The organism is Kocuria sp. CPCC 205263 (genome assembly GCF_040981075.1).
In the GTDB taxonomy this organism is placed as follows: domain Bacteria; phylum Actinomycetota; class Actinomycetes; order Actinomycetales; family Micrococcaceae; genus Kocuria; species Kocuria rosea.
Window position 1 is genome coordinate 1 of sequence record NZ_JAVKPV010000017.1, and the last position, 12,754, is coordinate 12,754.

Annotated in this window: 13 protein-coding genes; 8 read left to right on the top strand and 5 right to left on the bottom strand. The window is 74.7% G+C overall.

Going from position 1 to position 12,754, the window contains the following annotated elements; all coding sequences use genetic code 11:
- Nucleotides 1-258 precede the first annotated feature (258 nt).
- The gene (gabT, locus tag RF647_RS17625) at nt 259-1,602 is read left to right on the top strand and encodes a 4-aminobutyrate--2-oxoglutarate transaminase (protein ID WP_368812850.1); all 1,344 of its coding nucleotides are present in this window, start codon (nt 259-261) and stop codon (nt 1,600-1,602) included.
- Nucleotides 1,603-1,753: 151 nt separating this feature from the next.
- On the opposite strand, the gene RF647_RS17630 is transcribed toward gabT, so the two are convergent.
- Together RF647_RS17630 and RF647_RS17635 are read right to left on the bottom strand one after the other, a co-directional pair.
- Nucleotides 1,754-2,707, bottom strand: a complete 954-nt coding sequence (locus RF647_RS17630; RefSeq protein ID WP_368812851.1) for a hypothetical protein — start codon at nt 2,705-2,707, stop codon at nt 1,754-1,756.
- Nucleotides 2,708-2,946: 239 nt separating this feature from the next.
- Nucleotides 2,947-3,372 (bottom strand): hypothetical protein, encoded by a 426-nt coding sequence (locus RF647_RS17635; RefSeq protein WP_368812852.1) that lies wholly within the window; start codon nt 3,370-3,372, stop codon nt 2,947-2,949.
- A gap of 139 nt (nt 3,373-3,511) precedes the next feature.
- Between RF647_RS17635 and RF647_RS17640 the strand changes: the two genes are divergently transcribed.
- Nucleotides 3,512-5,023 carry an amidase gene (locus RF647_RS17640; protein ID WP_368812853.1) on the top strand — a complete coding sequence of 504 codons (1,512 nt, stop codon included), beginning with the start codon at nt 3,512-3,514 and terminating at the stop codon, nt 5,021-5,023.
- Here the strand turns inward: RF647_RS17640 and RF647_RS17645 are convergent.
- Nucleotides 5,020-5,211, bottom strand: coding sequence for a hypothetical protein (locus RF647_RS17645; protein ID WP_109268626.1), 192 nt, complete (start codon nt 5,209-5,211; stop codon nt 5,020-5,022). The genes RF647_RS17640 and RF647_RS17645 overlap by 4 nt on opposite strands.
- A gap of 174 nt (nt 5,212-5,385) precedes the next feature.
- On the opposite strand from RF647_RS17645, the gene pgm reads away from it, so the two are divergent.
- A complete protein-coding gene (gene pgm, locus RF647_RS17650; protein WP_368812854.1) occupies nt 5,386-7,020 on the top strand; it encodes a phosphoglucomutase (alpha-D-glucose-1,6-bisphosphate-dependent) in 1,635 nt (544 codons plus the stop codon).
- Here pgm and RF647_RS17655 read toward each other — a convergent pair.
- The gene (locus tag RF647_RS17655; protein WP_368812855.1) at nt 7,010-7,708 is read right to left on the bottom strand and encodes a metal-dependent transcriptional regulator; all 699 of its coding nucleotides are present in this window, start codon (nt 7,706-7,708) and stop codon (nt 7,010-7,012) included. The genes pgm and RF647_RS17655 overlap by 11 nt on opposite strands.
- Before the next feature lie 227 nt (nt 7,709-7,935).
- Here RF647_RS17655 and RF647_RS17660 point away from each other — a divergent pair, with 227 nt between their 5' ends.
- The 5 genes from RF647_RS17660 (at nt 7,936) to RF647_RS17680 (ending at nt 12,474) form a co-directional block, all read left to right on the top strand.
- Nucleotides 7,936-8,469, top strand: a complete 534-nt coding sequence (locus tag RF647_RS17660; protein WP_017832068.1) for a DUF4242 domain-containing protein — start codon at nt 7,936-7,938, stop codon at nt 8,467-8,469.
- A gap of 126 nt (nt 8,470-8,595) precedes the next feature.
- On the top strand, nt 8,596-9,687 hold the full coding sequence (locus RF647_RS17665; protein WP_368812856.1) for an acyl-CoA dehydrogenase: 1,092 nt from the start codon (nt 8,596-8,598) through the stop codon (nt 9,685-9,687).
- On the top strand, nt 9,663-10,415 hold the full coding sequence (locus tag RF647_RS17670; protein WP_237740401.1) for an ABC transporter ATP-binding protein: 753 nt from the start codon (nt 9,663-9,665) through the stop codon (nt 10,413-10,415). The genes RF647_RS17665 and RF647_RS17670 overlap by 25 nt, the downstream gene beginning before the upstream one ends.
- The gene (locus RF647_RS17675) at nt 10,412-11,593 is read left to right on the top strand and encodes an ABC transporter substrate-binding protein (RefSeq protein ID WP_368812857.1); all 1,182 of its coding nucleotides are present in this window, start codon (nt 10,412-10,414) and stop codon (nt 11,591-11,593) included. Before RF647_RS17670 ends, RF647_RS17675 begins: the two co-directional genes overlap by 4 nt.
- Nucleotides 11,590-12,474, top strand: coding sequence for an ABC transporter permease subunit (locus tag RF647_RS17680; protein WP_368812858.1), 885 nt, complete (start codon nt 11,590-11,592; stop codon nt 12,472-12,474). Before RF647_RS17675 ends, RF647_RS17680 begins: the two co-directional genes overlap by 4 nt.
- Before the next feature lie 3 nt (nt 12,475-12,477).
- Here the strand turns inward: RF647_RS17680 and RF647_RS17685 are convergent, their stop codons facing one another.
- A complete protein-coding gene (locus RF647_RS17685) occupies nt 12,478-12,723 on the bottom strand; it encodes a CDGSH iron-sulfur domain-containing protein (RefSeq protein ID WP_368812859.1) in 246 nt (81 codons plus the stop codon).
- Between the last annotated feature and the right edge of the window lie 31 nt (nt 12,724-12,754).

The following is a 12,754-nucleotide window of genomic DNA, read 5'->3' on the forward strand; positions in this document are numbered from 1 at the left end:
GCCGCGAGGGCGGGGCCGAGGGCCTCCACGAGTACACCACCACCCAGTACATCGGCGTGGAGAACCCCTGGAGCAGCGTCCCGACCCCCGGCACCGGCACCCCGGCCTGAGGTCCTGACCCGCGTTCCCGCACCGGGACGGCGGTCGTCGCAGGCAGCTGCGGCGGCCGCCGTCCCGTGCCGGGGCACTCCCGCCCGGCGCCCCCGGCCGTCCCGTCCCGTCCCCACCGTCCCGTCCCCACCGAAAGGAGATCTCGTCGTGACCGAGATCCAGTACCGGCTCGAGCAGGTCCGTCGCCTCGACGGCGCCCTCCCGGGCCCCAAGTCCCGCGAGCTGTCCGAGCGGCGCGCCGCGGCCGTCGCCTCCGGAGTCGCCTCCTCCGTACCCGCCTACGCCGCGGACGTGGACGGCGGGATCGTGCTCGACGTCGACGGCAACCAGCTCGTCGACCTCGGGTCCGGCATCGCCGTGACCAGCGTGGGCGCCTCCGCCCCCGCCGTGGTCGCCAAGGTGCAGGAGGCCGTGGCGCACTTCACCCACACCTGCTTCATGGTCACCCCGTACGAGGGCTACGTGGCCGTCGCGGAGAAGCTCGCCGAGCTCTCCCCCGGTGACCACCAGAAGAAGGCGGCGCTGTTCAACTCGGGCTCCGAGGCCGTCGAGAACGCCGTGAAGATCTCCCGCGTGCACACCGGCCGCCAGGCCGTGGTCGTGTTCGACCACGCCTACCACGGGCGCACGAACATGACCCTCGCGATGACCGCCAAGGTGATGCCCTACAAGCAGGGCTTCGGCCCGTTCGCCGGCGAGGTCTACCGCGTACCCGTGTCCTACCCGTTCCGGGACCCGGAGGGCATGACCGGCGCCGAGGCCGCCCGCCGCGCGCTGCTCCAGGTGGAGAAGCAGGTCGGCGCGGAGAACGTCGCCGCCGTCGTGATCGAGCCCATCCAGGGCGAGGGCGGGTTCATCGTGCCGGCCGACGGCTTCCTGCCCGCGCTGTCCGAGTGGTGCACCGACAACGGCGCCGTGTTCGTCGTCGACGAGGTGCAGTCCGGCATCGCGCGCACCGGCGAGTGGTTCGCCGTGGACCACGAGGGCGTCGTCCCCGACCTGATCACCGTGGCCAAGGGCGTGGCCGGCGGCATGCCGCTGTCCGGCGTGGTCGGCCGCGCCGAGATCATGGACTCCGTCCACGCGGGCGGCCTCGGCGGCACCTACGGCGGCAACCCCGTGGCCTGTGCCGCCGCCCTCGGCGCGCTGCAGACCATCGAGGAGTGGGACCTCGTGGCCCGCGCCCGCCGGATCGAGGAGATCATCCGCGAGGAGCTGGCCCCGGTGGCCGAGGAGACCGGCACCGTGGGCGAGATCCGCGGCCGCGGGGCCATGATGGCGCTCGAGTTCGTCCGGCCCGGCGGCACGGAGCCCGACGCCGACGCCGCCAAGGCGATCGCCGCGGAGTGCCTCGCGCAGGGCGTCCTCATCCTGACCTGCGGGACCTTCGGCAACATCGTGCGCCTGCTGCCCCCGCTCGTCATCGGCGAGGAGCTGCTGCGCGACGGCCTGCAGGTGCTCGCCCAGGCCGTCCGCAACGCGGCGGCCTAGGCGCGCACCGACGGGTCTCGTTCAGCGCCACCCTCCCGCCGGGGGGTCTCGTTCGCATGGTCAGTCAGTCACATTCCGTCCGGACGGGCCCCCTCGGCGCGGCGGGCGGCCGGTCGCGACCCCTCGCCCCGCGGACCTCGGCTCGGCCCCGTCACCGGTGGTGTGCGGTCCCCATGGCCTCCCACACCAGGGCGACCGCCACCGGCACCCGGCCCCGCGTCGTCGTCGTGTGCCGGTGCAGGTCGTGAGCGCAGATCCGGAGCTCCCGCCACCCCGCCGACTCCGTGGCCCGCAACCGCCTGATGTCCAGCACTCGCTGCTCCGCCCGGTCGTGGTGGGCACCCTCGTACTGCAGGCTGAGCCGGTGACTCTCCAGGGCGAGGTCGGGCTGCGCCAGCAGCGTCCCGTCTGGCCCCAGCAGAGGATGGTCGAGCACCAGGCCCCGGATCCCGTGGTCCTCGAGCAGCAGCCGCAGCCGTGTCTCGCCGGGCGAGTCCGACCCCACCCGCATCCGCTCGATCGCGGCGCGGGCCGTACGGATGCCACGCCGCCCGGCGTGCTCCCGCACCCCGGTCTCGAGCTCGTCCGGCCGGCACACCGCGGCCGCGGCCCGGCGGATCCCGTGGCGGTGGGCGTTGACCAGTCCGTCGGCGAGCACCACTGCCTCCGTCACCGTGAGCTCGGCGCAGACGTCCAGGAACGTGCGCACCGGTGACGTGACGGCCACCCCGTGGACGCGGACCACCTCGTGCGGACCGAGGCGTCCCCTCCGGCAGACGACGCCCGGCCGCCTCAGGGCCCTCGAGTCGTCGGCGCGCGTGAGCCACAGCTCCGAGGACCCCTGCCAGGGGACAGGAACCCGCATCCGGTGGAGCAGCGCCGCGGAGCGGTGGCTGATCACCGTCCCCGGATACCGGCGGGTCAGTGCCCGTGCCGCTTCCAGCAGAGGAGCGGGACAGCCGGCGGGGACCCGCACTCCCCTGCCGACGGGACTGATGAGGTCGGCGTCCCGGAGCCGGTGCTCCGCGACGCCCAGGGCGAGGGCCTCTTGGCGTGAGAAGCCGATGCCACGGAGCTCAGGCGGCAGGGGTCCGGGGTGTCTCATGCCGAGAGCATGACCGCCGGGGACGGGGGGAGGAGGGCGCGAGCACACGGAGTGGCGCAGTCCTGCCCTCCCGGACCGTCATCGTGCCCCGGTGGAGTGCGATTGCGCCGCCCGGCATTCTTCGGCCCCTCACACGGCGAGGGGGCGGGTTCTGCACGTCGCCATCACCGACGGGGCGCTGCCGGACCCTCCGCGCCACTGTTTCCCACCGAACGCGACCCCTCGCGCACGGTGGGAGGTCAGCCGGAGCAGCGCTCCTGCAGGCCTCTGACCTCCTGGACCACGCTGATGAAGGAGCGCTCGCCCTGCCGGAAGCCGGCGACGGCCTCACGGACCGAGGTGAGCTGCCCGGACAGCTCGTCCGGAGCGGTGGCCGCGAGCTCGTCGACCTCGGTGAACAGCCCGGCGGGATCCTCCCGCAGCTGTTGCGGCGCGGTGCGCACGGTCTCGAGCACGCGGGCGCACGTCTCCTGGACGGTGGCCGACGAGGCCCCGCCGGAGGCCGTGGGGGCGCTCGCGGCGGCGGACGCCGTCGCGTCCGGCCCGCTGCCGGCCGCGGTGTCCCCGTCGGAGGAGGGGGATGAGCAGCCGGCGAGGGCCAGGAGCAGGACGGACGCCGTCGCCGCGCGGATCGCCGCGGGACGGGGCGCACAGGCGGTGGGCACGGGGGTCTCCTGCGGGTCGGGGAAGATCGGGAACCGGGGCGTGCGGGCACGTCCGGACAGCCGACAGCCTACTAGCCTGGGCTCAGCGCCCTGCGGAGCCCCGGAGGGGGACCGTGCGACCGTCGGACAGGAGCCCGCAGTGACCTCAATCGGAGACCTCAGCGCCGTGCAGCTGCGGGACGCGCTCGCGCGCGGCGAGCTGGGCGCTGTGGAGACCGCCGAGCACTTCCTGGCCAGGATCGAGGCGCTCAATCCGGCGCTGGGGGCGTTCGTCCACGTCGCGGAGGACCTCGCCCTCGACCGGGCGCGCGCGCTCGACGCCCTGCCCGCCGGTGCCGCCCGCGGAGCGCTGCACGGCGTGCCGCTCGCGGTGAAGGACCTGCACGACGTCGCGGGGATGCCCACCACCTACGGTTCCGCCGCCGTGGCCGGACGGCACGGCGGCACACCCGTGGCGGAGGCCGACGACGACCTCGCGGCCGTGCTCAGCGCGTCCGGGGCGGTGTGCCTGGGCAAGACCCAGGTGCCCGAGTTCGGCCTCAACTGCTACTCCGAGAACCTCGTGGCCCCGCCCGCCCGGAACCCGCACGACCCGTCGACAGGAGCCGGCGGCTCCTCGGGCGGCCAGGCGGCGGCCGTGGCGGCGGGTCTGCTCCCCGTGGCGCCGGGCTCCGACGGCGGAGGGTCGGTGCGCATCCCAGCGGCGGTGTGCGGGCTGGTCGGGCTCAAGCCCAACCGCGGCCGGGTGCCCACCGCGGACGCGCAGTCGGACGCCGCCCAGCTCGTGGTGAACGGTCCTCTCGCCCGCACGGCCGAGGACGCGGCGCTGCTGCTCGACGTCCTGTGCGCCCCCGCGCCCGGCCCGGCGCACGGCAACGTGGTGCGGCGGGCGGTCCGCGCCGCTCCGCAAGGGTCCTTCCTGGACGGCGTGCGCGCGGCCCGGCGGGGCGACCTCCCGTGGGGGGACCGGCCGCTGCGGATCGGGGTGAGCACCGCCTCCCCGTTCGACGCCGTCCAGGACATCGAGGTCTCCCCGGAGGCCCGCGCCGCCCTCGACGCGGGCGTCGCCCTGCTGCGGGCCGCCGGGCACGAGGTCGAGGAGGCCGAGCTGTCCTACGACCCCGAGTACTCCGGGGCCTTCTTCGACGTGTGGACCACCTCGATGGGCACGGCCCCGCTGGACGACGAGCAGGCGGGGAGGCTCACCGGCCTCGCGGGGGCCTTCCGCGCCCGCGCCCTGCGCCGGTCGGCGGTCGAGCTGGCGCACGCCGTGGGCGTCCTGCGCCGGATCGAGCAGGACGTGGTGCGGGCCTACGGTGCCTGGGACGTGGTCCTGACGCCCGCGCTCGCCATGACACCGCGGCCACTGGGCTGGTACTGGGAGGGCTACGACCTCGCGGACCCCGCGGGCGCGGACCAGGACTACCGGCGCCAGTGCGGGTACACCCCGTGGACCTCGGTCGTGAACGTCGTGGGTCTGCCCGCGGTGACCGTCCCGACGCTGTGGACCCGCGAGGCGGGCGACGAGGACGGGCCGGTCGTGCCCATGGGCGTCCAGCTCATCGGCCGCCCGAGCGCGGAGGCTCAGCTGCTCGCCGTCGTTGCCCAGCTCGAGGACCAGGGCCGCCCCGGCCCCCGCGCCGCCGCCTAGGAGTGGCCCAGGGCCTCCTCCTCCGAGTCGGGGTCGTCCGGATCGGTGGCCGCCTGGGGGTCCTCCTCCGGCTCGAAGCCGGTCGCGTTCTCGTCGGTGGTCAGCCCGATGCCCTGCTCGTTGTCCGGGACGGTGCCCTCCGGGCCCTTGCCCGAGCCCTCGGTCGTCCCGCCGGGTGCGTCGCTCATGGTGTGCCTGCCTCCTCGTTCGGTCCTGCCCTGTCTGGTGCCCTCATCCTGTCCCACCGGCCGCGATTCCTCCACCCCTGCGCGGGCCTCCCGCGCGGCACTGAGCACGAAACCTGACGACCCGATCGCGTGCCAGCCTCCGCGGGCCCGCCGCCCGGCGGTAGGTTGGGCGCCATGACCAATCGTGCGGGCACCGTCGCCCAACCCAGTGACCTCGTCGACCTCGGCAAGCTCCTCGACGCCTACACCGACGTCGTGCCCGATCCCTCGGACCCGGACCAGCGCGTGGCGTTCGGGACGTCCGGGCACCGCGGCTCGTCCCTCAAGGCCTCGTTCAACGAGCAGCACATCGCGGCGATCACGCAGGCCATCGTGGAGTACCGCGCCGGCCAGCGGATCACGGGCCCGCTGTTCATGGGCAAGGACACCCACGCCCTGTCCGGGCCCGCGCAGGACACCGCGCTCGAGGTGCTGGCCGCCAACGACGTCACCGTCCTGCTGGACTCCCGGGACGGCTACGTGCCCACCCCGGCGCTGTCCCACGCGATCCTGACCCACAACGCGGGCCGGGCGGAGGCGGTGGCCGACGGCATCGTCATCACCCCCTCGCACAACCCGCCCGGCGACGGCGGCTTCAAGTACAACCCGCCCAACGGCGGCCCCGCGGACTCCGACGCCACCGAGTGGATCGCCCAGCGGGCCAACCAGTTCCTCGAGAACGGCATGTCCGGGGTCCGCCGGGTCTCCCTGGAGCGGGCGCGGGCGGCGGAGACCACGGGCAGTTACGACTTCCTCGAGGAGTACGTGCGGACGCTGCCGGAGGTCGTCGACCTCGACGTGGTCCGGGACTCCGGTCTGCACATCGGCGCGGACCCCATGGGCTCGGCCTCCGTGGCCTACTGGGGCGAGATCGCCCAGCGCTTCGGGCTGAACATGACCGTGGTGAACCCGCAGGTGGACCCGCAGTGGGCGTTCATGACCCTCGACTGGGACGAGAAGATCCGGATGGACTGCTCCTCCCCGTCCGCGATGGCCTCGCTCATCGGCAACCGGGACAAGTATGACATCGCCACGGGCAACGACGCCGACACCGACCGCCACGGCATCGTGACCCCGGACGCGGGGCTGATAAACCCCAACCACTACCTGGCGGTGGCGATCGACTACCTCTTCCGCGAGCGCACCGGCTGGTCCCCGGACGCCGGGGTCGGCAAGACCCTGGTGTCCTCCTCGATCATCGACCGGGTGGCGGCCTCGCTGGGCCGCGAGCTCGTGGAGGTGCCGGTGGGCTTCAAGTGGTTCGTGCCCGGGCTGATGGACGGCTCGATCGGCTTCGGCGGCGAGGAGTCCGCGGGCGCGTCCTTCCTGCGCCGGGACGGTTCCGTGTGGTCCACCGACAAGGACGGGATCATCCTGGCCCTGCTGGCCTCGGAGATCACGGCCCGCACCGGAAAGACCCCGTCCCAGCGCTACACGGAGCTCACTGAGGAGTTCGGCGCCCCCGTCTACCAGCGCATCGACGCCCCGGCGAGCCGGGAGCAGAAGGCCGCCCTGAAGAAGCTCTCCCCGGCCCAGGTCGAGGCGGACACCCTGGCCGGCGAGCAGATCACGGCGAAGCTGACGAACGCCCCCGGCAACGGCGCGGCGATCGGCGGGCTGAAGGTCACCACGAGGAACGCGTGGTTCGCGGCCCGGCCGTCCGGCACGGAGGACGTCTACAAGATCTACGCGGAGTCGTTCCTCGGCGAGGAGCACCTGCAGCAGGTCCAGCGGGAGGCCAAGGCGCTGGTGGACGGCGTCATCTCCTGACGGGCCCCGGAGGCGGTCCGGGCCGGTCCCGGGGCCGGACCCAGACCGCCTCCGCGGCGAGGACGTCCACCTCGACGACGTCCCCGTCCAGCACCACGGGCACCGCGCGGGACCGGTCCTCGCCGAGCACGAGCTCCGTGCCCGGCCGGATGCCGGCGCTCCCGAGCCGGCGCAGCACCCCCGGATCCGCGTCCGAGACGCGGGCCACCACCACGGGACTGCCCGGGGCGACGTCGGCGAGGAGCACTGCCGGGGCGGACGGCACGGTGCCGTCCCGCCGCGGGATCGGGTCGCCGTGCGGGTCCCGCTCCGGATGGCCCAGGAGGGCCTCCAGCCGGGCGACGAACTTCTCGCTCACCGCGTGCTCGAGGACCTCGGCCTCCTCGTGCACCTCGTCCCAGGAGTAGCCGAGGTGGCCGGTGAGGAACGCCTCGAGGATCCGGTGGCGCCGCACCATCTGGACGGCGACGTCCCGGCCGCGGTCGGTGAGGACGATCCCGCCGTGGGCGGGCCGGCTCAGCAGCCCCTGCGCGGTGAGCTTCTTGACGGCCTCCGACACGGTGGACGGGGACAGGCCCAGCCGCTGGGCCAGCCCGGTGGTGGTCACGGCGTCCGAGGACCACTCCTGGGCCAGCCAGACGGTCTTCAGGCAGTCCTGGACGGACCGGTTCAGTTCTTCCGCGCGCACTCCCCCAGGCTAGCGACCCGCGGGCGGCGGCGCCCGGCGCCGACCCCCGGGCGGGCGGAGCGGGGGGCATTGTGCACCCTGCGGTCCCCCGGCACGAGGAGAACCCGCCCGGACGCCCAGTGTTGCGAACTGTGACGGATCCCGGGACCTTCCGAGGGCAGGAGCCTAGCCTGGCAGGAGTGCCCGAGCGGCGACGACGTCGCCCCGACCCGACGGAAGGAACCCCCATGTCGCTCCACCTGCTCGAGATCGTTCCCGCCTCCGCGTCCAAGGACGCCGTGACCCAGCTCATCGCCACGGTCTCCGAGGCCGTCTCCGCGGCGGGCGCCGAGTTCATCGAGTCCCAGGTCACGGCCGACCACGGACGGGTCTTCGTGATCGTGGAGGCCGACAGCGCCGAGGGCCTCGCCCAGACCGTGCGCACCGCCGCCGGGGACGCCGCCGCGGAGGTCACCGGCCCCGACGCCGTCCGTCTCGTGGGCGCCGAGCTCGACGACATCAAGAAGCTCAAGGGCGACGCGCAGTACCTGGTGGAGTGGGACATCCCCGCCGAGATCACCATGGAGCAGTACCTGGCGCGCAAGAAGGCCAACTCCCCGAAGTACGCCGAGGTCCCCGAGGTCTCCTTCCTGCGCACCTACGTGCGCGAGGACACCGCCAAGTGCCTGTGCTTCTACAACGCCCCCGACGAGGCGGCCGTCGAGCGGGCCCGCCAGGCCGTGGGCACCCCGTTCGACCGGCTGTTCAAGCTCAACGTCTGAGCGGGACGCAGCACGCGACGACACGGCGGTCCCCGCGAGCCGGGGGCCGCCGTCGTGCTTCGACGCCCCGGGCCAGCCCGTCGAGCGGACGAGCCCGCCCCGCACTCCCCGGCAGAACGGAAGACCATGACCCAGTCCACGCGATCCCCGTCCACGGCCGGCGGGCCGCCCCCCGAGAGCCGGTCCCTGCTCGCGCCGCTCGTCGACTACCCCGAGCACGAGTTCGTCCGCCGCACCGCCGCGGCGCGGGCCCGCGACGTCGACACGGCCGCCGCCTCCCCGCTGGGGACCCTGCGCGAGCTGGGCGCCCGGGGGCTGCTGGACCTCGGTCTGACCGGGTCGCTGGCCCCGCAGGCGGCCGTCGTGTTCGACCTCGCCACCGAGTGCACCGCCACGGCGTTCTCCCTGTGGGCCCACCGGGCGACCGTCGAGTACCTCGCCGCCACCGGGACGGAGATCCCCGCGGACGTGCGCTCCGGGGCCGTGCCCGGCTGCTCGGCGATGGCGCCGGCCTTCAAGGACGCCGCCGGCATCGGCGAGATCCCCGTGACGCTGACCGCCGGCGCGGCGGGACCGGTCCTCGACGGCACCGTGCCGTGGGCCTCCAACCTGTACCCCGAGGGCGTCGTGGTCCTGCCCGCCGTCCGGGAGGACGGCACCCGCGTGGTGGTCCGGACCCGGGTCTCGGCACCGGGGGTGACGGTGCGCCTGCTCGAGAACCTGATGGCGCTCAACGCGACGGCCTCGGGCGTGCTCGTCCTCGAGGGCGTGGCCGTCGACCCCGCCGTGGACCTGCTGAGCGAGGACGTCCCGTCCTTCCTCGCCGCCGTCCGCGGCCCGTTCCTGCTGCTGCAGACCGCCTTCTGCCTCGGCCTCTCGGCCGCCGCGCTCACCGCCGCGCACGAGGCCCTGCAGGGCGTCGCCGAGGTGTTCCGGGAGGAGCTCGAGGAGGCGACCGCCGAGTACCGCCGCCTGCGCGCCGACCTGCTGCGCCTGGCGGAGGCGCCCCGGGAGACCGCCCCCCGGGAGCTGTTCTCCCTCCGGCTGGACGCCGCGCTGCTCACGGGCCGGGCGACCCGGATCGAGGGGAAGGTCGTGGGCGGGCGCGGCTACGCCATGTCCTCCCCCACCGCCCGCCGGGCCCGCGAGGCCGCGTTCCTGCCCGTGCAGTCCCCCACGGAAGGTCACCTGCGGTGGGTGCTGCAGAACCTGGCCTGAGCCGCGCCGCGCCGGCGCTCACCGTCCGCGGGCTGCGCAAGAGCTACCCGGGGGCCTCCGCGCCCGCCCTCGACGGGGTGGACCTGACCCTGCGCAGCGGCGAGACGTTCGCGGTGCTGGGCCCCAGCGGGTCCGGGAAGTCCACGCTGCTGCGGGCGATCGCGGGGCTCGAGCCCCTGGACGGGGGCAGCATCGAGTTCGGCTGCGCCGACGAGCGCTTCGCCGTCGTCTTCCAGGACCCCGGGCTGTTCCCCTGGCTGTCGGTGCGCCAGAACATCGCCCTCGGCGGGCGGTACCGGCGCAACCGGGACCGCTTCGAGGACACCCGCGTGGACGACCTGCTCGAGATCCTCGGCCTGGTCCCGCTCGCGCACACCCCCGTCCAGGAGCTCTCCGGCGGGCAGGCCCAGCGGGTGTCGGTGGGCCGAGCGCTCGCGGTGCGCCCCGACGTGCTCCTGCTCGACGAGCCGTTCAGCGCCCTGGACCCGGCGACCCGCAAGGACCTCCAGCTGTGGCTGCGCGGGCTCGCGACCGAGCTGGACCTGACGGTCTTCCTCGTGACCCACGACGTCGACGAGGCGATCACCCTCGGCGACCGGATCGGCTTCTTCGCCGGTCCGCGCGGCTTCCGCCGGCAGTGGGTCCCGGCGCAGGACGGCACGACGGCCGAGCAGATCCTCGCCCACTACCGCGGGGCCGACGACGGCTCCGGGAACTGGGTCATATGAGCGCCGGCGGGCCGAGCCGGCGGGTCCTGCTGCGGGCCGGGGCGGGGGCCGCGGCCCTCACCGGGCTCGGCTGGGGCGCGGGCTCCCTCTACGCGGACAGCCAGCAGGAGGCGCGCGGCGCGGCCGACCCGGAGCGCCCGGTGCGGATCGGGTACCTCCCGATCACGGACGCCTCCCCCCTGCTGGTCGCCCATGCCAACGGGTACTACGAGGACGCCGCCGTCCCGGTGGCCGACCCCGTGCTCTTCCGCAGCTGGTCCTCGCTGTCCGAGGCGTTCGTGGCGGGCAAGGTGGACGCGATCCACCTGCTGATGCCCATGGCCCTGTACATGCGCTACGGGCTGCGGGCCGACGTGCGCATCACCGCGTGGAACCACACCAACGGCTCCGCCCTCACGGTCCGCCCGGACGTGGCGGAGATCGCCGATCTGGCCGGGGAGTCCGTGGCGATCCCGGCGTGGTGGTCCGTGCACAACGTGGTGGTCCAGAAGCTGCTGCGGGCCGCGGGCCTGACCCCGGTGATGCGCGAGAGCCCGTCCCGGGCGCGGCGCACGGTGGCCCTGCTGCCCATGGCGCCCTCGGACATGCTCCCCGCGCTCAACAACGGCGTGATCGGCGGGTACGTGGTGGCCGACCCGTTCAACGCCGCCGCGGAGGCGCGGCAGGTGGGGCACATCCACCGGTTCCTCGGCGACGTGTGGCGGGACCACGCGTGCTGCGTGACCATGATGCGCGGCGAGCTCCTCCGCAACCGTCCCGCGCACGCCGCCGGGTTCATGGACGCCCTCGTCCGGGCCCAGGCCTGGGCCCGGCAGAACCGCCCCGAGACCGCGGCGCTGCTGGCCGCCGGCTACCTCCCCCAGCCCCGGCCCGTGATCGAGCAGGCCCTGACCTACTCCGCCGCCGCGCACGGTGACGCCCTGCACCACCCGGACTGGCACGGCGAGCGCCTGGACTTCCGCCCCTACCCGTACGCGAGCTTCACCGAGGAGCTGGTCCGCGCCATGCAGGACACCGTCGTCGACGCCCCGGCGGCGTTCCTCGACGGACTGGACCCGGCGCTCGTCCACCGCGAGCTCGTCGACGACACGCTCGTGACCCGCAGCATCGAGAAGGCCGGCGGCCTCGCCGCCTTCGGCACGACCGGCACCACCCGGACCGAGGAGATCAGCGCATGAGCGCGCCGCACCCCGCCCCGCAGGACACCCCGGGGTCCCCCACCGACCTCGACGACGCCGCCCGCAGCGCTCCGGCCGGGACCGGCCCGGCGGGCCCCGACCCGGCGCGGACGACCCGGCGCACCGGGTCCCGCTGGACCGGCCCGGCCTGGGGTGCCTTCGGGGTGCTGGTCACGATCGCCGTGTGGTGGGCGTTCACGCACGCCGCGGCCGGGGCGAACACCATGATCGCCTCCTTCCAGCCCGAGCGCATGCCCGGGGCGGTGGCCTCGCTGGCCGAGCGGGGGGTGGTGGTCCAGGACGGCCTGACCAGCCTGTGGCGCCTGCTGTGCGGGCTGGCCGTGGCCACGGGCCTGGGCGTTCCGCTGGGCCTGCTCATCGGCTCCTACCGCCTCTTCCGGTGGACCAGCGCCCCGGTGGTGCAGTTCCTGCGCATGGTCTCCCCGCTGTCCTGGGCGCCGGTGGCCGTGGCGCTGCTGGGGGTGGGCAACGCCCCCGTCATCTTCCTCGTCGCCGCCGCCGCGGTCTGGCCGATCACCATGAACACGGCCGCCGGCGTCAAGGCGCTGGACCCGCTGCACCTGCGGGTCGCCGAGACGCTCGGGGCCACCCCGGTCGAGCGGCTGCGCACCGTGGTGCTGCCCAGCATCCGGCCGTTCGTCATGACCGGGGTGCGGCTGGCCCTGGGGATCTCGTGGGTGGTCATCGTGCCGGCCGAGATGCTCGGGGTCAGCAGCGGCCTGGGCTACGAGATCCTCAACGCCCGGGACCGGCTGGCCTACGACGAGATGCTCGTGGTGATCCTCGTCATCGGCCTCCTGGGCATGGCGCTGGACCAGCTCGCCCAGTGGCTGCTGCGCGAGCCGGGTCCGCGCCGCTGAGTCTCAGCGGGCCCGGAACCGGGCGCGCTTGTGCGAGCCGTCGCAGAACGGCTTGATGGACGACGCCCCGCAGCGGCACAGCGCCACGGTGGCGCGCCCGGGGTCGATGGGCCGGTCGTCGCCGTCCAGCAGTTCGTAGCCCCCGCGCACCAGCAGCGGGCCGTCGGGGCACACGGTGATCGTCGCCGACGCGCCGGACCCGGCAGCAGCGGCCGGCCCGGGGTCGGGCACCGGCGCAGGCTCGGCCACCGGCGCAGACTCGGGCACGGGCGGAGGCCCG